This is a genomic window from gamma proteobacterium symbiont of Axiagastus rosmarus (genome assembly GCF_059730925.1).
The window spans coordinates 2,276,581-2,297,219 of record NZ_AP035925.1; the positions used below are offsets into that span (position 1 = coordinate 2,276,581).

Annotated in this window: 23 protein-coding genes; 15 read left to right on the forward strand and 8 right to left on the reverse strand. The window is 58.6% G+C overall.

Features of this window, described 5'->3' with window-relative positions:
- Nucleotides 1-26 precede the first annotated feature (26 nt).
- Complete coding sequence (gene ytfQ / locus AC6I8F_RS10565) at nt 27-983, reverse strand: galactofuranose ABC transporter, galactofuranose-binding protein YtfQ (RefSeq protein ID WP_021506185.1); 957 nt, start codon at nt 981-983, stop codon at nt 27-29.
- A gap of 674 nt (nt 984-1,657) precedes the next feature.
- Here ytfQ and ydgT point away from each other — a divergent pair.
- The 9 genes from ydgT (at nt 1,658) to nth (ending at nt 9,021) form a co-directional block, all read left to right on the forward strand.
- A complete protein-coding gene (gene ydgT, locus AC6I8F_RS10570) occupies nt 1,658-1,873 on the forward strand; it encodes a transcription modulator YdgT (protein ID WP_010618950.1) in 216 nt (71 codons plus the stop codon).
- Nucleotides 1,874-1,982: 109 nt separating this feature from the next.
- Nucleotides 1,983-2,426, forward strand: a complete 444-nt coding sequence (locus AC6I8F_RS10575) for a DUF2569 domain-containing protein (protein ID WP_058758460.1) — start codon at nt 1,983-1,985, stop codon at nt 2,424-2,426.
- Between the two features lie 122 nt (nt 2,427-2,548).
- On the forward strand, nt 2,549-3,130 hold the full coding sequence (rsxA, locus tag AC6I8F_RS10580; protein WP_010618951.1) for an electron transport complex subunit RsxA: 582 nt from the start codon (nt 2,549-2,551) through the stop codon (nt 3,128-3,130).
- Nucleotide 3,131: 1 nt separating this feature from the next.
- On the forward strand, nt 3,132-3,710 hold the full coding sequence (gene rsxB, locus AC6I8F_RS10585; protein ID WP_021506189.1) for an electron transport complex subunit RsxB: 579 nt from the start codon (nt 3,132-3,134) through the stop codon (nt 3,708-3,710).
- Nucleotides 3,703-6,000, forward strand: coding sequence for an electron transport complex subunit RsxC (rsxC, locus tag AC6I8F_RS10590; RefSeq protein ID WP_262255775.1), 2,298 nt, complete (start codon nt 3,703-3,705; stop codon nt 5,998-6,000). Before rsxB ends, rsxC begins: the two co-directional genes overlap by 8 nt.
- Entirely contained in the window at nt 6,001-7,059 is a 1,059-nt protein-coding gene (rsxD, locus tag AC6I8F_RS10595) for an electron transport complex subunit RsxD (RefSeq protein WP_498028015.1), read from the forward strand.
- Between the two features lie 2 nt (nt 7,060-7,061).
- Nucleotides 7,062-7,694 carry an electron transport complex subunit RsxG gene (gene rsxG, locus AC6I8F_RS10600; protein WP_031279157.1) on the forward strand — a complete coding sequence of 211 codons (633 nt, stop codon included), beginning with the start codon at nt 7,062-7,064 and terminating at the stop codon, nt 7,692-7,694.
- The gene (locus AC6I8F_RS10605; protein ID WP_498028016.1) at nt 7,691-8,392 is read left to right on the forward strand and encodes an electron transport complex subunit E; all 702 of its coding nucleotides are present in this window, start codon (nt 7,691-7,693) and stop codon (nt 8,390-8,392) included. Before rsxG ends, AC6I8F_RS10605 begins: the two co-directional genes overlap by 4 nt.
- Nucleotides 8,389-9,021 (forward strand): endonuclease III, encoded by a 633-nt coding sequence (gene nth / locus AC6I8F_RS10610; RefSeq protein WP_211725409.1) that lies wholly within the window; start codon nt 8,389-8,391, stop codon nt 9,019-9,021. The genes AC6I8F_RS10605 and nth overlap by 4 nt, the downstream gene beginning before the upstream one ends.
- A gap of 52 nt (nt 9,022-9,073) precedes the next feature.
- Here nth and AC6I8F_RS10615 read toward each other — a convergent pair whose 3' ends face one another.
- A complete protein-coding gene (locus tag AC6I8F_RS10615) occupies nt 9,074-9,760 on the reverse strand; it encodes a CTP synthase C-terminal region-related (seleno)protein (RefSeq protein WP_394516641.1) in 687 nt (228 codons plus the stop codon).
- Between the two features lie 664 nt (nt 9,761-10,424).
- Here AC6I8F_RS10615 and dtpA point away from each other — a divergent pair.
- From dtpA to gstA, 3 genes are all read left to right on the forward strand, one after another.
- Nucleotides 10,425-11,930 carry a dipeptide/tripeptide permease DtpA gene (gene dtpA, locus AC6I8F_RS10620; RefSeq protein ID WP_058757699.1) on the forward strand — a complete coding sequence of 502 codons (1,506 nt, stop codon included), beginning with the start codon at nt 10,425-10,427 and terminating at the stop codon, nt 11,928-11,930.
- 122 nt (nt 11,931-12,052) lie between these two features.
- Entirely contained in the window at nt 12,053-12,961 is a 909-nt protein-coding gene (locus AC6I8F_RS10625) for a LysR family transcriptional regulator (RefSeq protein WP_282954141.1), read from the forward strand.
- Nucleotides 12,962-13,034: 73 nt separating this feature from the next.
- Nucleotides 13,035-13,640, forward strand: coding sequence for a glutathione transferase GstA (gene gstA, locus AC6I8F_RS10630; RefSeq protein WP_282954341.1), 606 nt, complete (start codon nt 13,035-13,037; stop codon nt 13,638-13,640).
- A 43-nt stretch (nt 13,641-13,683) separates the two neighbouring features.
- Here the strand turns inward: gstA and pdxY are convergent, their stop codons facing one another.
- The 5 genes from pdxY to anmK all read right to left on the reverse strand — a co-directional run bounded on the left by pdxY (nt 13,684) and on the right by anmK (nt 18,149).
- Nucleotides 13,684-14,544 carry a pyridoxal kinase PdxY gene (gene pdxY, locus AC6I8F_RS10635; RefSeq protein WP_058776274.1) on the reverse strand — a complete coding sequence of 287 codons (861 nt, stop codon included), beginning with the start codon at nt 14,542-14,544 and terminating at the stop codon, nt 13,684-13,686.
- Between the two features lie 53 nt (nt 14,545-14,597).
- Entirely contained in the window at nt 14,598-15,872 is a 1,275-nt protein-coding gene (gene tyrS / locus AC6I8F_RS10640; protein WP_058769710.1) for a tyrosine--tRNA ligase, read from the reverse strand.
- A gap of 139 nt (nt 15,873-16,011) precedes the next feature.
- On the reverse strand, nt 16,012-16,668 hold the full coding sequence (pdxH, locus tag AC6I8F_RS10645; RefSeq protein ID WP_021506201.1) for a pyridoxamine 5'-phosphate oxidase: 657 nt from the start codon (nt 16,666-16,668) through the stop codon (nt 16,012-16,014).
- 20 nt (nt 16,669-16,688) lie between these two features.
- The gene (locus tag AC6I8F_RS10650) at nt 16,689-17,018 is read right to left on the reverse strand and encodes an MliC family protein (RefSeq protein ID WP_021506202.1); all 330 of its coding nucleotides are present in this window, start codon (nt 17,016-17,018) and stop codon (nt 16,689-16,691) included.
- A 9-nt stretch (nt 17,019-17,027) separates the two neighbouring features.
- Nucleotides 17,028-18,149, reverse strand: a complete 1,122-nt coding sequence (gene anmK / locus AC6I8F_RS10655) for an anhydro-N-acetylmuramic acid kinase (protein WP_498028017.1) — start codon at nt 18,147-18,149, stop codon at nt 17,028-17,030.
- A 285-nt stretch (nt 18,150-18,434) separates the two neighbouring features.
- On the opposite strand from anmK, the gene slyB reads away from it, so the two are divergent.
- On the forward strand, nt 18,435-18,902 hold the full coding sequence (gene slyB / locus AC6I8F_RS10660; RefSeq protein ID WP_021506204.1) for an outer membrane lipoprotein SlyB: 468 nt from the start codon (nt 18,435-18,437) through the stop codon (nt 18,900-18,902).
- A 41-nt stretch (nt 18,903-18,943) separates the two neighbouring features.
- Here the strand turns inward: slyB and slyA are convergent, their stop codons facing one another.
- Complete coding sequence (gene slyA / locus AC6I8F_RS10665) at nt 18,944-19,381, reverse strand: transcriptional regulator SlyA (protein ID WP_010618966.1); 438 nt, start codon at nt 19,379-19,381, stop codon at nt 18,944-18,946.
- A 150-nt stretch (nt 19,382-19,531) separates the two neighbouring features.
- Here slyA and AC6I8F_RS10670 point away from each other — a divergent pair, with 150 nt between their 5' ends.
- Together AC6I8F_RS10670 and AC6I8F_RS10675 are read left to right on the forward strand one after the other, a co-directional pair.
- A complete protein-coding gene (locus AC6I8F_RS10670) occupies nt 19,532-19,768 on the forward strand; it encodes a DUF1656 domain-containing protein (protein WP_021506205.1) in 237 nt (78 codons plus the stop codon).
- Nucleotides 19,769-19,774: 6 nt separating this feature from the next.
- Entirely contained in the window at nt 19,775-20,632 is an 858-nt protein-coding gene (locus AC6I8F_RS10675; protein WP_215800168.1) for an efflux RND transporter periplasmic adaptor subunit, read from the forward strand.
- Nucleotides 20,633-20,639 lie beyond the last annotated feature (7 nt).

The following is a 20,639-nucleotide window of genomic DNA, read 5'->3' on the forward strand; positions in this document are numbered from 1 at the left end:
ACCGCCCCGAAGGGCGGTTGCGGGGATCAGTAACCCATGCCTTTTTTCTTATCCAGCTCCGCCTGAGCGTCAGCCGGTAAGAACAGTTTTGATTCGGTTTTGATGATTTTCGGCGGCAGCGTGCCGTCTTTTTTGAATTTCTCCAGCGCGTCAAACGCCGGGCCGGCCATGTCCGGCGTCAGCTCAACGTTGGCGTTGGCCTCACCGGCCAGCATCGCTTTATAGATATCCGGCACGCCATCAATCGAACCGGTGAGAATGTCTTTGCCCGGTTTCAGGCCAGCTTCTTTAATCGCCTGAATGGCGCCGATCGCCATGTCGTCGTTATGCGCATACACCATGCAGATGTTTTTGCCGTTGTTCTCGGCTTTGATGAAGCTCTCCATCACCTCTTTACCCTTACTGCGGGTAAAGTCACCGGACTGCGAGCGAATCACTTTGATGTTGTTGTGGCCGGCGATGGCTTCGGCAAAGCCTTTCTTACGGTCGATCGCCACGCTGGCACCGACGGTACCCTGCAGTTCCACCACGTTACACTGCTTGTCACCGACGGTTTTCACCAGCCAGTCACCAATCAGTTTGCCTTCCAGCACGTTGTCGGCCGTCACCACCGCCATGTACAGCGATTTATCTTTCACCACGATGGCGCGGTCCAGCAGAAACACCGGGATTTTGGCGTCTTTGGCCTCTTCCAGCACCGGTTCCCAGCCAGTCTGTACCACTGGCGCGATAAAGATGGCGTCAACGCCCTGAGCGATAAACGAGCGCACCGCTTTGATCTGGTTCTCCTGCTTCTGCTGACCATCGGCAATTTTCAGGGTGATACCGCGCTTTTGCGCTTCACTTTTTGCCACGTTGGTTTCGGCTGAGCGCCAGCCGGATTCAGAACCGACCTGCGAGAAGCCCACCGTCATGTCGGCAGCCAGAACCGATGTGCTGAGTGCGGCGCTGACCATGGTGGTCAAGAGTAAACGTTTCCACATAATTTTCATTCCTCTGAAGGGAGTGTGCTGTAGGGGTACAAACGCGCTTCAAGCCTGGCGCAATTGCGCTAAAACAAGCGCGACACACCTCACAAAACAGAATGAATTAAAGGGGTTACGCGTATCAGCGTGTCAGACAGCTGACTCAGCTTATGGACAAAACGCCTGAACTTTATGTCAGCGGAGGTTAAATAACTGTAATAAACAGAAGCGGTTATGACCGCAGGCACTGGAAACGATTACAACGGACACGTAAAGAATGGTTATTCATGCGCGCGGCAGGCAATGTTCTGTTTTGTGATAATTCGCACACTTGCGATTTGACGTTTCATCACAGCTGCACCCTTGTGCGTCACCGGTTACAGATAAATCGCTTTTTCGCGCCTGCTGCGTTTCAAAATAAGCGTAACAAAAGTGCGAAAAATAGCGTCTGGAATACCGCTTAAGGAACCTGTTAAATTTTCTCACCAGCCCCCGGTTAACGGGGCCGAAAACGCGCCTGATACGCAGAAAAATGCGCGTTAAAAAAGATAAAAGCGTAAAAAAGTCCCTTTTGATAAGCGAATTAGCGCACGTTGTCTGAATTTTGAATTTTTTTAACCGCGGTGTCTGGACTCTGGCCGCGTGCTCCCTATACTTGAGCACTTCCCCGTTCTCTATCTTTTATGGCAATCATGACTGCGCTCGATTACCTGCTGAAATTTCGTAAAGTGAATAATCTTGAGAGTCTGGAAAAACTCTACGATCACCTCAATTATTCGCTCACTGATGATAACGAGATCATCAATATGTACCGCGCCGCCGATCACCGCCGTGCTGAACTCGCCTCAGGTGGCCGTCTGTATGACCTCGGCTGTGTGCCGAAATCCGTCTGGCGCTACGTGGTGTAAAGCGCGCTTATCCCTGTTTCTGCCCCTGGTGCGCTGTCCGAATCGGGCGTGACCCGTTTGGACATGGTACGCTCTGCCTCGTCTTTTTTCTTACATCAGGATGAACAACATGTCCGAATCGGTAAACCCGCCGCGTATTGCCGGCTGGCTGCTGCTGCCGCTGGCCTGGCTGATTATGACGATGCTGACCAGCGCGCTGGTGGTGGCGCTCTATCTGCGGCCGCTGTTTGACACGGAACTGCGCACCACGCTGTTTTCTCACGCCAGTATTTTAATGACGCAGTGGCTGGTGTCTTTACTCACCGCCGCCGCGGTGTGGCTGTACAGCATCTGGGTGTGCTGGATCTTTTGTCAGCGTTCGCGCCGTCTGCCACGTCACTACATTCTCTGGCTGCTGATGACCGTATTGCTGGCGCTGAAAACCTTCGCTTTTACGCCGGTGGCCGATGGGAAAGCGATCCAGACACTGCTGCTGGCCCTGCTCTCGGCGGCAGTCTTTGTGCCCTACTTCAAACGCTCACAGCGGGTAAAACAGACCTTTATTCAGCCCTGATGACGCTCTTTTCGTCAGGAATTTAATTCTGAGTGCTCTCAGCCAGCGCACGAATCGCGCAAAGGTTGAGATGCACCTCTCAATTCCGGATAATAAACGCCTTTCGGCTTCCAGGTTAAAAAATGACCGATTACTTACTGCTCTTTATTGGCACCGTGCTGGTGAACAACTTCGTGTTGGTCAAATTCCTCGGCCTTTGCCCTTTTATGGGCGTGTCAAAAAAACTGGAAACGGCCATTGGCATGGGACTTGCCACCACGTTCGTCATTACGCTGGCGTCGATTTGCGCCTGGCTGGTCAATCACCTGATTCTGCTGCCGCTCGATCTGGTGTACCTGCGTACCATGGCCTATATCCTGGTGATTGCGGTAGTGGTGCAGTTCACCGAAATGGTGGTGCGTAAAACCAGCCCGTCGCTGTATCGCCTGCTCGGTATCTTTTTGCCGCTGATCACCACCAACTGCGCGGTGCTGGGCGTGCCGCTGCTGAGCGTCAACCTCAACCACACGTTCCTGCAGGCGGCGCTGTACGGCTTCAGTGCGTCACTCGGCTTTTCGCTGGTGATGGTGCTGTTCGCTGGCATGCGTGAACGTCTGGTGCTGGCCAACGTGCCGGCACCGTTCAAAGGAAACTCCATCGCCCTGATCACCGCTGGCCTGATGGCGCTGGCGTTCATGGGCTTTACCGGTCTGGTGAAATTCTGATATGACCGCGATTTGGATTGCTATTGCTGTTCTGGCGGCGCTGGCACTGGTGTTTGGTGCCCTGCTGGGCTACGCCTCGCGCCGCTTTGAAGTAGAAGAAGACCCGATTGTTGAGCAGATCGATGCGATTCTGCCGCAGAGCCAGTGCGGCCAGTGTGGCTATCCCGGCTGCCGTCCGTACGCCGATGCGGTAGGCAATAACGGTGAAGCCATCAATAAATGTGCGCCGGGCGGCGAACAGACCATGCTGAAGCTGGCCGAGCTGCTTAACGTTGAACCGCAGCCGCTGGATGGCGGCGCGGAAGTGCTGACGCCGGTGCGCACCGTGGCATGGATTGACGAAGCCAACTGTATTGGCTGCACCAAATGTATTCAGGCCTGCCCGGTTGACGCCATTGTGGGCGCCACGCGCGCCATGCACACCGTGCTGAGCGATGTCTGCACCGGCTGCGATTTATGTGTTGCTCCCTGCCCGACCGACTGCATTGAGATGCGTCCGGTTGCCACCACCACGGCCAACTGGAAGTGGGATCTCGACACCATTCCTGTACGGGTGATCCCGGTAGAACATCATGCTTAATCTGTTATCACTGCTGCGCAAAGACAAGCTGTGGGATTTCGAAGGGGGCATTCACCCGCCGGAAATGAAAACCCAGTCCAGCGGCACACCGCTCAGCCAGTTACCGCTGCCTGAGCAGTTCATCATTCCGTTAAAACAGCATATTGGCCACGAAGGCGAAATCTGCGTGGCGCCGGGCGATAAAGTGCTGCGCGGCCAGCCGCTGACCTTTGGCAGCGGCCGGATGCTGCCGGTGCATGCCCCGACCTCCGGTACCATTGAAGCCATCGCGCCGCACATGACGGCACACCCATCCGGCCTGTCCGAGCTGTGCGTTTTTCTGCGCGCCGATGGCGAAGACCGCTGGATGCCGCTCGATCCGCAGCCGGACTATCGCGCGCTGGGTCGGGACGCGGTAGTGAAACGCATCCACGATGCCGGTATTGCGGGCCTCGGCGGCGCAGGCTTCCCGACCGCCACCAAACTGCGCGGCGGACTGCGCGGCGTCAACACGCTGATCATCAACGCCGCCGAGTGCGAACCTTACATCACGGCGGACGACCGCCTGATGCAGGATTGTGCGGCCGAAGTGCTGGAAGGCTGCCGCATCCTCGCCTGGGTGCTGCAGGCGGAGCGCGTGCTGATTGGCATTGAAGATAATAAGCCGGAGGCGATTGCCGCGCTGAAACAGGCGCTGGCCGGTGACCGCGAGCTGCAGCTGCGGGTGATCCCAACCAAATACCCTTCCGGCGGTGCCAAACAGCTGACCAAAATTCTCACCGGGCGGGAAGTGCCGCACGGCGGACGCTCCACCGACATTGGCGTGCTGATGCAGAACGTCGGCACCGCCTGGGCGGTGAAGCGCGCCATTGTCGATGGCGAACCGATTACGGAACGCGTGGTGACGCTGACCGGCGAGGCCATTGCCCGGCCGCGTAATGTCTGGGGCCGTCTTGGTACCCCGGTAAGCCATCTGTTGCAACAGGTCGGTTTCACGCCGGGTGCGCGCCAGATGGTGATCATGGGCGGGCCGCTGATGGGCTTTACCCTGCCGTCCCTCAACGTGCCGGTGGTGAAGATCACCAACTGTATTCTGGCACCGTCGGCCAGCGAGATGGGGCAACCACAGGAAGAACAGTCCTGCATCCGCTGCAGCGCCTGCGCTGACGCCTGCCCGGCAAAACTGCTGCCGCAGCAGCTGTACTGGTACAGTCAGGGTGGCGATCATGACAAAGCGCGCGCCCATCACATTGATGACTGCATTGAGTGCGGTGCCTGTGCGTATGTCTGTCCCAGCAATATTCCGCTGGTGCAGTATTACCGTCAGGAAAAAGCCGAACTGCGCGCCATCGATCTGGAGGCCAAACGCACCGCCGAAGCCAAAGCACGCTTTGAAGCGCGTCAGGCACGCCTTGAGCGGGAAAAACTGGCGCGGGAAGCGCGCCACGAGCAGGCCAAACAGCGGGTTGCGCGCAGCGATAAAGCCGAGCTGGAAGCGGCAACCGGGCGCGTGAAAGCGCGTCAGGCGAAGACGCCGGAACAGGAAGCGGCCGAACGCGAAGCGCGCCATGCGCAGGCGCTGGCGCAGCAGGCCGAGAAGCAGGCTGAAACCGAACCGCTAAGCCGCCAGGCCATTGACCCGCGCAAGGCCGCCGTGGAAGCCGCCATTGCGCGTGCTAAAGCGAAAAAAGTGGCCGCGCCGGCACAGCCAGCCGCTGACACCACGACCGCAGAAAGCGATCCGCGCAAAGCGGCGGTCGAGGCGGCTATTGCGCGCGCCAAAGCGAAGAAAGCGGCGGCGGCGCAGACGCCGGCCGACGCTGAGCCGGCAGCGGAAACGCCAGCGGCTGAGGTCGATCCGCGCAAAGCGGCGGTTGAAGCGGCTATTGCGCGCGCCAAAGCGAAGAAAGCTGCGGCCGCGCAGACGCCGGCCGACGCTGAGCCGGCAGCGGAAACGCCAGCGGCTGAAGTCGATCCGCGCAAAGCGGCGGTTGAAGCGGCGATTGCCCGTGCCAAAGCGAAGAAAGCCGCGGCCGCGCAGACGCCGGCCGATGCTGAGCCGGCAGCGGAAACGCCAGCGGCTGAAGTCGATCCGCGCAAAGCAGCGGTTGAAGCGGCGATTGCCCGCGCCAAAGCGAAGAAAGCCGCGGCCGCAGCGCAGCAGACAGCCGACGCGCCCGCCGCATCCCCTGAAGTGGAGGCTGCTGCCTCTCCTGACTCCGCCGACCCACGCAAAGCGGCGATTGCCGCAGCGGTCGCCCGTGCCAAAGCGCGTAAAGCGCAGCAGCAGCCTTCGACGACTGAGGACTAAATGGCTTTTCGTATTGCAAGTTCGCCTTATACCCATAACCGCCGCAGCACCGGCAACATCATGCTGCTGGTGGTGCTGGCCGCGTTGCCCGGCATGGCGGCACAGTGGTATTTCTTCGGCATCGGCTTCCTGATTCAGGTGCTGCTGGCGGTCGCTACCGCATGGATCACCGAGGGCGTAATTCTGCGCCTGCGTCACGCGCCGGTAGTGCCGACGCTGGCGGATAACTCTGCCCTGCTGACGGCGCTGCTGCTGGGCATCAGCCTGCCGCCGCTGGCGCCGTGGTGGCTGGTGGTGCTCGGTACCGTATTTGCCGTGGTTATCGCCAAGCAACTGTACGGCGGCCTCGGCCAGAATCCTTTCAATCCGGCTATGGTCGGTTATGTGGTACTGCTGATCTCCTTCCCGGTGCAGATGACCAGCTGGCTGCCGCCGGATGTGCTGCAGGCGATCAAACCTGGCCTGATGGACTCACTCAGTATGATTTTTACCGGCCACACGCTGGCCGGTGACACCATGCAGCAGTTGCAGCTGGGAGTGGATGGCGTGAGCCAGGCTACGCCGCTCGATACCTTTAAAACCGGCCTGCGCGCCGGACACAGCGCCGATCAGCTGCTGGCCCAGCCGATTTACGGCGGCGTACTGGCCGGCCTCGGCTGGCAGTGGGTCAATCTCGGCTATCTGCTCGGCGGCATGCTGCTGCTGGCGAAGAACGCCATTCGCTGGCATATCCCGTTCAGCTTCCTGCTGTCGCTGGCGCTGTGCGCCACGCTCGGCTGGCTGTTCGCGCCGCAGTCGCTGAACTCGCCGCTGGTGCATCTGTTCTCCGGGGCGACCATGCTCGGTGCGTTCTTTATTGCCACCGATCCGGTCACCGCGTCCACCACCAACCGTGGCCGGCTGATTTACGGTGCGCTGATTGGCCTGCTGGTGTGGCTGATTCGCAGCTTCGGTGGCTATCCGGATGGCGTCGCCTTTGCGGTGCTGCTCGCTAACATCTGCGTGCCGCTGATTGACTACTACACGCAGCCGCGCGTGTATGGACATCGCAGGGATTGATGATGATCGAAACCATTCGTAAAAACGCGTTCACGCTGGGCATGTTTGCCGTGATCACCACCGGCGTGACGGCGGTGGTCAACTACGTCACCAAACCGACGGTCGATCACCAGACTGCGCTGCAGCAGAAAAACCTGCTCGACCAGGTGGTGCCCACCGATTTGTACGACAACAATATTCAGCAGGAGTGTCTGCTGGTGACCGATGCCCGCGCGCTCGGCAACGACAAACCGCACCATCTGTATGTGGCGCGCAAAGGAGATCAACCGGTGGCCGCCGCACTTGAGACCACCGCCCCTGACGGCTATTCTGGCGCGATACAGATGCTGGTCGGCGCCGATTTTCACGGCAAAGTGCTGGGCGTACGCGTAATTGAACATCATGAGACGCCGGGTCTGGGTGATAAAATCGAGCTGCGAATTTCCGACTGGATCAACAGTTTTAACGGCAAAGTGGTGCACGGTGCCGACGATAAAGCCTTTGCCGTGAAAAAAGACGGTGGCGAATTTGACCAGTTCACCGGCGCGACCATCACGCCGCGCGCGGTGGTCAACGCCACCAAACGCACGGCGCTGCTGATTGAAACGCTGCCAGCGAAGCTCGCTTCGCTGCCTGAATGTGGAGATGCACCATGAGTGAAGCGAAAAATTTACTGATTGGCGGACTGTGGAAGAACAACTCGGCGCTGGTGCAGCTGCTGGGGCTCTGTCCGCTGCTGGCGGTGACCTCAACCGCCACTAACGCACTGGGACTTGGACTGGCGACCACGCTGGTACTGACCATCACCAACAGTGCGATTTCCGCTTCGCGCCGCTGGGTGCCGGGTGAAATTCGTATTCCGATCTACGTGATGATCATCGCCTCGGTGGTGAGCTGCGTGCAGATGCTGATCAACGCCTATGCCTATGGCCTGTATCAGTCGCTGGGCATCTTTATCCCGCTGATCGTCACCAACTGCATTGTGGTGGGACGCGCGGAAGCGGTGGCATCGAAAAGCAATATTCCCCTCTCCGCGCTGGATGGCTTTGCCATCGGTATGGGCGCTACCTGCGCGATGGTGACGCTGGGTTCGATTCGTGAACTGATTGGTAACGGCACGCTGTTCAACGGTGCTGATCAGCTGCTGGGGCCATGGGCTAAAGCGCTGCGTATTGAAGTGGTGCATTTTGATTCACCGATGCTGCTGGCGATGCTGCCGCCGGGTGCGTTTATCGGCCTCGGTATGCTGCTGGCCGGCAAATACCTGATCGATCAGAAGATGAAGCAGCGCGCCGCACGTCAGCTGGACGCTGCTGCTGCCGCGCCGCAGGGCGAAACCGGGAAGGCTGTGTGAATAAGGATAAACGCCTGCAGATCCTCACGCGGCTGCGTGACGCCAATCCCCATCCGACCACTGAACTGAATTTCAGCTCACCGTTTGAGCTGCTGATCGCTGTGCTGTTGTCGGCACAGGCAACCGATGTCAGCGTCAACAAAGCCACCGCCCGACTCTATCCGGTGGCCAATACGCCAGCGGCAATGCTGGCGCTCGGCGTGGAAGGCGTTAAAGAGTACATCAAAACCATTGGCCTGTTTAACAGCAAAGCGGAAAACGTCATCAAAACCTGCCGCATCCTGCTGGAGCAACACGGCGGTGTGGTACCGGAAGACCGCGCGGCACTGGAGGCCCTGCCCGGCGTCGGGCGTAAAACCGCCAACGTGGTGCTCAACACCGCTTTTGGCTGGCCTACCATTGCCGTGGATACCCACATTTTCCGCGTCAGCAATCGCACCCGCTTTGCGCCGGGTAAAAACGTTGAGGAAGTAGAGCAGAAGCTGCTCAAGGTGGTGCCGACTGAATTTAAGGTTGACTGCCATCACTGGCTGATTCTGCACGGTCGCTACACCTGCGTGGCGCGTAAACCGCGCTGCGGCTCCTGCCTGATTGAAGATTTGTGTGAATTTGCGGAAAAGACCGACTGACTGCGGGCTAACAACGGCGCGACATCGCGCGCCGTACTCTCAGCAATAATCGTTATCGCGCCGCCTGCAGCCACGCCACCACCAGCGGCGACAGCCGGTTCTGAAGCGCAGCACGTTCAGACTGGAACAGCGTGGCGACAAAGAACGGATGATCGGTCAGCTCTACCCCGCGCACATCCCCCTGCAGATCCCATGAGGTAATACGCAGATTGCGCGTGGCCAGCGCCTCGCTGAACTCAGCGTTAACGCCAAAGTTGCAGTGATAGCCTTCGTTACTCTGCAGCGCGCCGTAGGCCTGAGCAATACGCGAACCCGGCTCAAACGTGACCTCACCACGCTGCTCAACCAGCGAGCAGGCCAGTGGCGCAATCACCCAGCGCGCGTCAGGGTCGGTCTCGGCATGGCCAGCATCCTCCCAACCCAGCACGTTGCGCGCGTACTCCACCACCGCATACTGAAAGCCGGCGCACGAGCCTAAAAAGGGTTTACCGCTTTCGCGCGCCCAGCGAATGACGTCGAACACGCCGGCATCATTCAGGAAGGGACTGCCAGGCACTACCCAGACGGCATCATAGTCGTGCAGACGCGGCAGATCGATTTCCGGCGTGGCGATCCAGTCGGCAGTTACGTCAAGGGAGAGTGTGGCGGCGGCAAGCTGAATGGCAGGAGGAATGGCCTGATGCGCGACGGCACTGGCACGGTAATCGCCCACGAGAGCGACACGAACGGACTGCTTCATGATGAGTTCCTTGCAGGGAAAAAACGAGGTTACAGCAATTTCTTCAGGCTGTCTAAGGGCTGGCGATCGGCTATCCCTCCTCCCCCTGCCTGGCGCAACAGGTCACTGCCGCCGGGGGCGTTGCAGAGCTTATACAATGAAAGCCGTGATTAAGTGGTGAAATTGTCGGCAAACGGGAGAGCAGCAATCGTTTTCTTTTTTTACATTTCTAATTAATTGATAATTTTGTGCGCAGGATCAACAAATTAGCCTGCGGCGAACCGTAAGCTGCGTATTGTGCTCAACAATCAGACAATTGCGCTTACTTCTTCGGCAAAAATCAGGGGAATCATCCAGCTTAATGGGCTGGATAATATTATGTCCTGCCCGGAGCAGGAAAAGCAGTTTATCTCAGGAAAATCCATCAACCGATCTGCAACTAGAACAATTATCCTGCTATAATGTCACGCAGTGATATTTAACACTGATTTACAAGTTATTATCCTGGTTATAACCCTGCCTGTAACAAGTATTTCAGCGTGCAGAAAATGCTTGCCCTGTTGGCCTGATTCAGCCAAATTAGGCGCCGTTTTTCCTTTCTAATAACAATGTTGCGCGGGATTACCCAGCCCGACGCAGACTTAATTCCTGTTGTAAAACAGGCGATGTATAAACTGAGGTATACGTGTCAACTGCAAACAAACACACTGATGAGGCGGTAAGCCTTAACGCCTTCCGTCAGCCGAAAGCGTTCTATTTGATCTTCTCCATCGAACTGTGGGAGCGTTTTGGCTACTACGGTCTGCAAGCCATCATGGCGGTCTATCTGGTGAAACAGCTGGGGATGTCCGAAGCGGACTCCATCACCCTGTTCACCTCGTTCAGCGCACTGGTTTACGGCCTGGTTGCCATTGGCGGCTGGCTGGGCGACAAAGTGCTCGGCACCAAACGCGTGATTATTCTCGGCGTCATTGTGCTGGCGCTGGGCTATGCGATGATTGCCTTCTCCGGTCATGACACCACCATGGTGTATGTGGGCATGGCGACCATCGCCGTGGGTAGCGGGCTGTTCAAGGCTAACCCTTCTTCACTGCTGTCGACCTGCTACGAGAAAGACGATCCGCGCATCGACGGTGCCTTCACCATGTTCTACATGTCGATCAACATCGGTTCGCTGTTCTCCATGATGCTGACTCCGTGGCTGGCGGCCAAATATGGCTGGGGCGCGGCGTTTTCGCTGTCGGTGGTGGGTCTGGTGATCACCCTGCTGAACTTCCTGTTCTGCCAGCGCCTGGTGAAGAATTACGGCTCCAAACCAGACTTTGCGCCGCTGCAGGTCGGTAAACTTCTGATGACCCTTGTCGGCGTGGTTGCGCTGATCGCGCTGGCCACCTGGCTGCTGCATCATCAGAGCATTGCCCGCATGACGCTGGGCGTGATCGCCATCGGTATCGTGCTGGTGTTTGCCAAAGAAGCCTTTGCGCTGCACGGCGCGGCACGCCGCAAAATGATTGTCGCCTTCCTGCTGATGGTCGAAGCCATTGTGTTCTTCGTGCTGTACATGCAGATGCCAACCTCGCTGAACTTCTTCGCCATCCGTAACGTCGAGCACGCGATTCTCGGTATCACTTTTGAGCCGGAACAGTTCCAGGCGCTCAATCCGTTCTGGATCATGGTAGCCAGCCCGATTCTGGCGGCAGTCTATAACAAGCTTGGCGATAAACTGCCGATGCCGCACAAGTTTGCCATTGGCATGGTGCTGTGCTCTGCAGCGTTTCTGGTGCTGCCGTTTGGCGCGAAATTCGCGAACCAGGCGGGTATCGTTTCGGTAAACTGGCTGATTCTGAGCTATGCGCTGCAGAGTATCGGTGAGCTGATGATCTCCGGTCTCGGCCTGGCGATGGTGGCGCAGCTGGTGCCGCAGCGTCTGATGGGCTTTATTATGGGCTCCTGGTTCCTCACCACCGCCGGCGCCGCGATGATTGCCGGTAAGGTAGCGAACCTGATGGCGGTGCCGGAAAACGTCACCGATCCTCACGCCTCACTGGCCGTGTATAGCCAGGTGTTCCAGCAGATTGGTATCGCCACTGGCGTAATCGCCCTGCTGATGCTGATTACCGCCCCGCTGCTCAACCGCATGACGCAGGATGACGCGCAGGCAGAACTGAAGCGCGCCAGCGCCAACCAGTAATCGTTTCTGAGCCGGGCTAAGCCCGGCTTTTTTTATCCCCCTTCACAACCCCTGCTTTCCGCTGTAGTTTAAGCAACACGCTTTTTATGCTCGCCTTGCACGGCTGAGATCAGGAATGGCTCATGGACAGATTTGACGAGCTGCAGGTGTTTGTTGCGGTGATTCAGCAGGGCAGCCTGGCTGGCGCGGCGCGCGTATTGCAGCGTTCGCCGCCGGTCATTACCCGCACGCTGAATGCGCTGGAAGCACGTTTCGGCACCACCCTGATTGAACGCACCACGCGCCAGCTGGCGCCCACCGAGAGCGGCTGGCAGCTGTTTGAGCAGGCGCAGCGCTTGCTTAACGATTACCAGAGCGCGCTCGACAGCGCCCACCACAGCGGACTGCACGGCCTGCTGCGCATCACCGCCCCGGTGATGTGTGGCCGTCGCCACGTGATGCCGCTGGTCAATGCCTTTCTGCAACAGCATCCGGAAATGCAAATCGAACTGATCCTTAGCGACAGCTATCAGGACCTGATTGAAAACGGGCTGGATATTGCGGTGCGCATTGGCGAGTTGCAGGATTCGTCGATGGTGGCGCGCAACGTCGGCAGCGTGCGCTCGATGCTGGTCGCCAGCCCGGACTACCTTCGCCACGCCGGAATCCCGGCCCATCCGGCTGAGCTCAGCATGCATGTGCTGGTGGCAGGTGTACGCCATACCCGTGAGTGGCGCTTCGCGCACGACCTGCGTGTGCGCATCACCCCACGCCTGCGCGTCAATGATATCGCCAGCCAGCTGGATGCATTGCGCAGTGGCCAGGGCATTGGCCGTCTGTTGTCTTATCAGGTGATAGATGAACTGCAGGCAGGCACGCTGATCCGCCTGCTGAGCGAGTGGGAGCCGGCACCGCTGCCGGTGCATCTGGTGGCGCAGCGGGTGAAAAACATGGCACCCAAGGTACGCTGTTTCTGGGATTTCGCGCTCACGGCACTGCCGCCGCGACTGCAGGCGGCCGCTGAATTTCCCGCGCCCGCCCGCAATTCCTGATCGCTGTCACTGGTAAAAATTTCTGGCAGTTTTATGCTGCTGTCATCACAACAACTCATCAGGAGAGGCCATGATGAAACTCTATTGTAAGCCCGGTGCCTGTTCGCTCTCGCCGCATATCGTTGCGCGCGAATGCGGGCTGGATTTTACGCAGGTCAATGTCGATCTGCAGAAGAAAGTCACCGAGCGCGGAGAAGATTACTGGCAGATAAACCCCAAAGGACAGGTTCCCGCGCTGCAGTTTGATGACGGCAGCATACTGACGGAAGGCGTGGCGATTGTGCAGTATCTGGCGGATCTCAAGCCGGATCGCAACCTGCTGGCACCGACCGGCAGCCTGACGCGCTATCACACGCTGGAGTGGCTGAGCTACATCAGCAGCGAATTGCACAAAACCTTTTCCCCGCTGTTCCGTCCGGATACGCCGGAAGAGTACAAAGCCATAGTGCGTGCACAGCTGGAGCAGAAATTTCAGCGCGTTAACGACGCGCTGCAGGATAAACAGTGGCTGATGGGGTTACGCTTTACTGTCGCCGATGTCTATCTGTTTGTGGTTACGCGCTGGGCAAAAGCCATCAAACTGGATCTGGAAGGTTTAAGCGCGCTGGAGGCATGGTTTGCGCGGGTGGCCGCGCGGCCGGCGGTTCAGGCCGCACTGAAGGCTGAAGGTCTGGTCTGACGCTACAGGCCGGCGTGCTGGCCGGCCTGTTAATTAGCAGCGATTACAGCTGTTCTGCCGCAAAGTGCTGCGTGGGTTGCGCAATCGCATCCTGCGCCGCCACCAGTTGCAGTTCATACTCGCCCATCTCGTGGGTTTTCAGCATCACTTCATATACTGCCGCCGTCACATGTTCCAGCGCATCCTGCAGCGATTTGCCGTGCAGCAGGTCAACCAGCAACAGGCCACTGGTCAGATCGCCAACCCCCACCGGCTGACGCACACCAAAATCCACCAGCGGACGGCTGATGTGCCAGCACTGATCGGCGGTGACCAGCAGCATTTCAAAGCGATCGCTACGGCGTCCGGCGCGCGCCAGATGTTTCACCAGCACCACGCGCGGCCCCTGCGCAATCAATGCGCGAGCGGCAACCACCGCCTGCTCCACGTTAGCGACCGTCTGGCCACTGAGCATCTCCAGCTCCAGCAGGTTCGGCGCGATAAGATCGCTGGCCGGCATCGCCTGCTTGCAATGAAACTCCGCTACGCCGGGCGCGACGATGCAGCCTTTTTCCGGATGGCCCATCACCGGGTCACAGAAATACCAGGCGTCAGGATTCGCCGCCTTCACCATACGCACGATTTCCAGGATCTGTTCGCCCTGCTCCGCCGAGCCGAGATAGCCGCTCAGCACCGCATCGCAGGTTTTCAGACGATCGATGGCGGCGATCCCGCTGACGATATCGGTCAGATGGGTGGCGGGCATCACGGTGCCGGTCCAGTGACCATACTGGGTGTGATTGGAAAACTGCACGGTGTTTAACGGCCAGACGTTGGCGCCCATGCGTCGCATCGGGAATTCGGCCGCGCTGTTACCGGCGTGGCCATAAACCACGTGAGACTGGATTGCGAGGATATTTTTCATTATTGCCCTGTACTGCTTGCCATAAAAAAGGGCCGGAGACCGGCCCTTGCACCTTACTGCCAGCTAATCAGGCAGTAGTGTTTTTTGCCGCGACGCAGCAGCGTGTAACGACCAAACAGTTTGTCGCTGTCGCTAAAACGATACTCGGCATCAGATTGTTTCTCACCGTTGACAGACACCGCGTTGGAGCCAATCATGGTGCGCGCCTGGCCGCGTGACGGCACCAGTTCCGCCGCCACCAGCGCCTGTTGCAGATCGTCGTCCGCATTCAGGCTAATGGTCGGCATGCCATCCTGAGCCAGCTGCTCAAAGTCCGCTTCGGTCATGTCGCTCAGACTGCCGGAGAACAGGCTGTCGGTGATGCGCTTCGCCGCGCTCAGCCCGCTTTCGCCGTGCACCAGACGCGTCACCTGCTCAGCCAGCACATACTGCGCGCGCGGCGCTTTGCCACTGGTTTTGTCTTCTTCTTCCAGCGCATTGATCTCCTCAATGCTCATGAAGGTGAAGAACTTCAGGAAGCGATAGACGTCCGCGTCGGCGGTGTTGATCCAGAACTGGTAGAACTTGTACGGACTGGTTTTCTTCGCATCCAGCCATACCGCGCCACCTTCGGTTTTACCAAATTTGGTGCCGTCCGACTTGGTGATCAGTGGCACAGTCAGTCCCCACGCCTGCTGCTGATGCAGACGACGCGTCAGATCGATGCCGGAGGTGATGTTCCCCCACTGGTCGGAGCCGCCAATCTGCAGCACCACGTCGTAGCGCTTGTTCAGTTCGGCAAAGTCGTAACCCTGCAGCAGGTTGTATGAAAACTCGGTGTAGGAGATGCCCTGATCTTCACGGTTCAGGCGCATTTTCACCGCTTCACGGTTGATCATCTGGTTGACCGAGAAGTGCTTACCGATATCGCGCAGGAAGGTCAGCACGTTCATGCCGCCAAACCAGTCATAGTTGTTGGCCGCGATGGCGCTGTTGTCGCCGCAGTCAAAATCGAGGAAAGGCGCAACCTGTTTGCGGATCTTCTCTACCCACTCGTTAACGGTTTCCGTGGTGTTGAGTTTACGTTCGGCCGCTTTAAAGCTGGGATCGCCAATCAGGCCGGTGGCACCGCCGACCAGGGCCACCGGCTTGTGGCCGGCATCCTGGAAACGTTTCAGGCACAGCAGCGGCACCAGATGGCCCAAGTGCAAGCTATCAGCGGTGGGATCAAAGCCGCAATAGAGTGCAATTGGCCCTTGCGCCAGCCGCTCTGCTAACGCTTCCTCGTCCGTTACCTGGGCTACTAAGCCTCTCTCTTGCAATTGTTGTATCAGGTTACTGCTGGTCATCACTGACTCCAAATTGATCAGACTGCACCTATGCTGGTACACAGCTGTCCGCTGACGTGCGGATACGAAAAAAATGAGGGCTATAGCATAAAGCGCTGACGAGCCGTGCGCCAGCGCTGAAAGGGGATAAAACGCAGTTTTACGGTGCTAAACGGTCGATTGTCCAGCCGCTGCCATCACGCTGATAAAGGAAGCGATCATGCAGGCGATGTTCGCCGCCCTGCCAGAACTCCATGGTGTGGAATCTGACGCGGAATCCGCCCCAGAAACTCGGCAGCGGCACTTCCCCCTGCTGAAACTTCTGCTTCAGCTCAAGAAATTTGCCCTCGAGCACGCCGCGCGCGGAAATCCGGCTCGACTGTTTCGATACCCAGGCGCCAATCTGGCTGTCTCGCGGACGGCTGTGGAAGTACTTCAGCACTTCCAGCGGCGACAGTTTCTCCACTTCGCCCAGCACCATCACCTGACGCTCAAGGAAGTGCCAGGGGAAATGCAGTGAAATGCGCGGATTGTCCGCCAGCTGCAGCGCTTTACGGCTGCCGAGGTTGGTGTAAAACACCATGCCCTGCTCATCGTAGTGTTTAAGCAGGACGATGCGCTGATAGGGCTGGCCGCTGCTGTCCACCGTCGCCACCGTCATGGCGGTGGGATCGGGTAGCTGCGCGGCGCACGCCTGCTGCAGCCACTGTTCAAACAGCGCCAGAGGAGTATCTGGCAAATCTTTGCGCCGCAGCCCGCCGCGCGTGTACTCCCGACGCAGGTGGGCAATGTGTTGCAAGCTGTCACTGTCGCTCATGCTGGTATCCCGGTTCTCTCTTACTGTGCGGAGGCATCCGCGTTCTGCAGTTCACAATCATTAATCACGATTTTATCGTTGCGTTCAACAAAGGCGCCATTGCCTTTTGACCAGAAAACGTAGGTCCCATCGCTGTAGCGCGCGCCGGAGGCAGACACCGTCTGGGTCAGCGTGAGTGGTTTGCCGTCCAGAATAAAGCTCACCTGCTGCTTCGCGTTGTCCAGAGTGACCGTCAGCGGCAGCGTGCCACACTGGTAATGTAACGTCTCTGGCGCGGGTGCAGGCTTATGCCAGATACCACAGCCGCTGAGTAAGGTCAGGGTGCCGGCCAGCACGATCATCTTTTTCATGTTTGCTCCTTAACGTATTGCATGGGGATTGGCGGGATAGATGGCACCCAGCACGCTCATTTCGCGCGCGCCGGTTACCGCCGGCAGATTGCCCGGCAGCCCGGACAGGGTGCGGAACGCCAGCCAGGCAAAGGCCAGCGCCTCCATATCATCACCGCTGATACCGGCCTGATCGGTGGTGCCCACCTCAGTGCCAGACAGATGCGCGGCCAGCCGCGCCATCAGCAGCGGATTGCGACTGCCGCCGCCGCACACCAGCAGACGATCGCAGCCATCGTTGAGCTGTACCTGATGGGCAATGGTCAGCGCGGTCAGCTCGCACAGCGTTGCCTGCACATCCTGCGGGGCCAGCGCCGGGAAGCGCTGCAGCTGCTGTTCCACCCAGCCCAGGTTGAAGTATTCCCGACCGGTGCTTTTGGGTGGCGGCAGCGCAAACCACGGATCGCCGAGCATCTGCTCCAGCAGCGCGGGCACGACCTGGCCACTGCGCGCCCAGCCGCCATCTTTATCAAACGGCAGGCCTTTGTGGCGCCAGATCCACGCATCCATCAGCATATTGCCTGGTCCGGTATCAAAGCCGCGCACCGGCTGCCCGGGGATCAGCAGCGACAGATTGGCGATGCCGCCAATATTCAGCACCATGCGCCGTTCAACGCTGTCCATCAGCAACGCCTGGTGAAAAGCCGGTACCAGCGGTGCGCCCTGGCCGCCCAGCGCCATGTCGCGGCGGCGAAAATCACCCACCACCGTGACGCCGGTCGCAGCAGCAATCTGGTTATTGTCGCCAATTTGCAGCGTATTCGGTGCCGCCGACTGCGGCTCGTGCCACACCGTCTGACCGTGGCAGCCAATCGCCATGATATCGCTGGCCTCCAGCGCCTGCTGCTGCATCAGCGTCAGTACGGCTTCCGCAAACAGCTGGCCGAGCCGGGTATCAAGCTGACCGAGCTGCGACAGCGTCAGCGTCTGTCCCTGACAAATCGCCAGCACCTGCTGACGCAGCGCCAGCGGGATGGGATGGCAGTAGCTGGCCTGTTGCGCCACCATATGCTGGTCGATCGCGGCCAGCACGACGTCTACGCCGTCCAGGCTGGTGCCGGACATCACGCCGATATAGCGTCCTGATTTCATAGCGCTTCCTTACCCGTTTGCGGGCCTGCAATGCATCTGTGTTTAGCCTGGCAAATTACCGGGGCTAATTCTATGATAAATTTCCGCTTTTCAACTGCGCTGCGACACGCATTCCGGCAGCAAACTATTTTCATCCGGCAATTGAATTTTTGTTGATGGGCGGTGGTCTATGCTTCGGCCCAGCCGCATATTGTTCGGACATCGCGTCAATTGACCATTTTCTGACTTATACTGTTGCAGTACAGGACGAGAATATGGCGTTTTTTTGCATTAAGGAGCTTTCTCATGATTAAGCGTTTCGTAGCCGTAGCCCTGGCGGGTATCACGCTGGCTGGCTGTGTTAATAACGATACCCTTTCCGGCGATGTTTACAGCGCCAGCGAAGCCAAGCAGGTTCAAAGCGTCTCATACGGTACGCTGGTATCCGTGCGTCCGGTAAAAATTCAGGGCGGCGATGACAGTAATGTGATCGGTGCCATTGGCGGTGCGGTGCTGGGTGGTTTCCTCGGTAATACCATCGGCGGCGGCGCAGGGCGCAGTCTGGCAACGGCCGGGGGTGCGGTACTGGGCGGCGTAGCCGGTCAGGGCGTGCAGGGTGCGCTCAACAAATCTGACGGCGTAGAGCTGGAGATCCGTAAGGATGACGGCAATACCATTATGGTGGTGCAGAAGCAGTCCGCCAGTCGTTACTCGGTCGGCCAGCGCGTGGTGATGGCCTCCAACGGCAGCCAGGTCACCGTCTCTCCGCGCTAAGCGCAAAGATAAAAAAAACCGACGCCAGTGCGTCGGTTGTTTTATTTCTCGCGGTTCTGCAACTCGAGAATGTTTTTTTCCAGCCGGGCAATCAGCGTCACCATTTGATTGATCTCTTCGAGGCTGATGCCGGAGAGGATGTCGTCACGCGTCGCGTCTATCACGTTTTCGACCTGCTCAATGATCGGCTCAGCCTGACGGGTCAGCTTGATGCGCTTGGCGCGGCGATCGTTAGCGCAGGTGGCGCGGGTGATGAGCCCCTTCTCTTCCAGCTGATCCAGCGTACGCACCAGCGACGGCTGCTCAATACCGATGGCTTTCGCCAGCTGAATCTGCGACTGCTCTGGCGGGAGTTGATGAATATTGTGCAACGTCACCCAGTGGGTTTGTGTCAACTCAAGCGGCTTCAGACGCTGGTCGATCAACGCGCGCCAGATGCGCACCAGGCGAGACAGATCTGTTCCAAGCGGCGTATCCATTTCATCTCCTTATAATTAGCTTGCTAGCTATCAAGCCAGATTTTACACTATTCTGCGAGTTTACAGGACAAATTACAAATCCCGGGCCAGACGGCACGCCCGATGTCTACACTTGATTTAACCGTGCCCGGGTAAAAAGGATGATGCCACGTGTCAATCTTTGCGCTCACCGCGACGGCGCCGCTGACCGATCTGGTATTCGGTGCCTCACTGTTCTTCCCGCCGCTGTTCAAAGCGGTGCTGCTGGGCTTCTTTTTCTGGCTGCTGATTCATCCGCTGCTGCGCGGCTGGATCTACTCCGGCGATGTCTGGCACCCCACCTTAATGGATCTCTCACTGTTTGTTCTGTGCGTGAGCGGCGCACTGTGGATACTGAGCCTCGGATAAATAACCATGAAATTCAACCCCTTTAAGTACTTTTCTACCCTTGTGGTGTTTACCCTGGCGCTGCTCGCAGGCTGGTGGATGTGGAACTACTACATGCAGGCCCCGTGGACGCGCGATGGCAAAGTGCGCGCTGAACTGGTGGACGTGACGCCCGAGGTCTCCGGCCGTATCAGCACGCTGGCCGTGCGCGACAATCAGTTCGTGCATAAAGGCGAGGTGCTGCTGACGCTGGATCCGGTGCCGTGGCAGATTGCGCTGACCAATGCGCAGGCCCAGCTGGCGAAGGCGCAGGCCGACCTCGCCAAAGCGCAGCATGAGGCGGATCGCCGTGCCAGCCTGCCGCGTAACGTGATCTCCGCTGAAGATATGGACGCGGCGCGCCTCAACGCGAATGCGGCGGCCGCCACAGCGAAAGCCGCACAGGCGATGCTCGATCAGGCGCGCTGGAACCTGCAGCAAACCACGGTGACGGCACCGACCGACGGCTGGGTCAGTAATCTGACGCTGCGTGCCGGCAATTACGCGACCGCCGGTACGCCACTGTTCGCGCTGGTCGATAGCCACTCTTACTATGTGATGGGCTATTTCGAAGAGACCAAACTGCGCCATATCCAGCCCGGCGCGGCGGCGCAAATCGTGCTGTATAGTAACGGCGCACGACTGCAGGGCCAGGTGGAGAGCATCGGGCGCGCCATTTACGATCAAAGCATCGCCAGCGACGGCGGTCTGGTGCCTGATATCAAACCCAACGTGCCCTGGGTCAGACTGGCGCAGCGCGTCCCGGTGCGTATCCGGCTAAACGCGGTACCGGATAATGTGCCGCTGGTGGCCGGTACCACCTGCACCATCTCTGTCGCGCACTGAGGCCGGC

Coding starts and splice junctions, on each gene's coding strand:
- ytfQ (WP_021506185.1), bottom strand. CDS start 983: ATGTGGAAACGTTTACTCTTGACCACCATGGTCAGCGCCGCACTCAGC.
- ydgT (WP_010618950.1), top strand. CDS start 1,658: ATGACTGCGCTCGATTACCTGCTGAAATTTCGTAAAGTGAATAATCTT.
- AC6I8F_RS10575 (WP_058758460.1), top strand. CDS start 1,983: ATGTCCGAATCGGTAAACCCGCCGCGTATTGCCGGCTGGCTGCTGCTG.
- rsxA (WP_010618951.1), top strand. CDS start 2,549: ATGACCGATTACTTACTGCTCTTTATTGGCACCGTGCTGGTGAACAAC.
- rsxB (WP_021506189.1), top strand. CDS start 3,132: ATGACCGCGATTTGGATTGCTATTGCTGTTCTGGCGGCGCTGGCACTG.
- rsxC (WP_262255775.1), top strand. CDS start 3,703: ATGCTTAATCTGTTATCACTGCTGCGCAAAGACAAGCTGTGGGATTTC.
- rsxD (WP_498028015.1), top strand. CDS start 6,001: ATGGCTTTTCGTATTGCAAGTTCGCCTTATACCCATAACCGCCGCAGC.
- rsxG (WP_031279157.1), top strand. CDS start 7,062: ATGATCGAAACCATTCGTAAAAACGCGTTCACGCTGGGCATGTTTGCC.
- AC6I8F_RS10605 (WP_498028016.1), top strand. CDS start 7,691: ATGAGTGAAGCGAAAAATTTACTGATTGGCGGACTGTGGAAGAACAAC.
- AC6I8F_RS10615 (WP_394516641.1), bottom strand. CDS start 9,760: ATGAAGCAGTCCGTTCGTGTCGCTCTCGTGGGCGATTACCGTGCCAGT.
- AC6I8F_RS10625 (WP_282954141.1), top strand. CDS start 12,053: ATGGACAGATTTGACGAGCTGCAGGTGTTTGTTGCGGTGATTCAGCAG.
- gstA (WP_282954341.1), top strand. CDS start 13,035: ATGAAACTCTATTGTAAGCCCGGTGCCTGTTCGCTCTCGCCGCATATC.
- pdxY (WP_058776274.1), bottom strand. CDS start 14,544: ATGAAAAATATCCTCGCAATCCAGTCTCACGTGGTTTATGGCCACGCC.
- tyrS (WP_058769710.1), bottom strand. CDS start 15,872: ATGACCAGCAGTAACCTGATACAACAATTGCAAGAGAGAGGCTTAGTA.
- pdxH (WP_021506201.1), bottom strand. CDS start 16,668: ATGAGCGACAGTGACAGCTTGCAACACATTGCCCACCTGCGTCGGGAG.
- AC6I8F_RS10650 (WP_021506202.1), bottom strand. CDS start 17,018: ATGAAAAAGATGATCGTGCTGGCCGGCACCCTGACCTTACTCAGCGGC.
- anmK (WP_498028017.1), bottom strand. CDS start 18,149: ATGAAATCAGGACGCTATATCGGCGTGATGTCCGGCACCAGCCTGGAC.
- slyB (WP_021506204.1), top strand. CDS start 18,435: ATGATTAAGCGTTTCGTAGCCGTAGCCCTGGCGGGTATCACGCTGGCT.
- slyA (WP_010618966.1), bottom strand. CDS start 19,381: ATGGATACGCCGCTTGGAACAGATCTGTCTCGCCTGGTGCGCATCTGG.
- AC6I8F_RS10675 (WP_215800168.1), top strand. CDS start 19,775: ATGAAATTCAACCCCTTTAAGTACTTTTCTACCCTTGTGGTGTTTACC.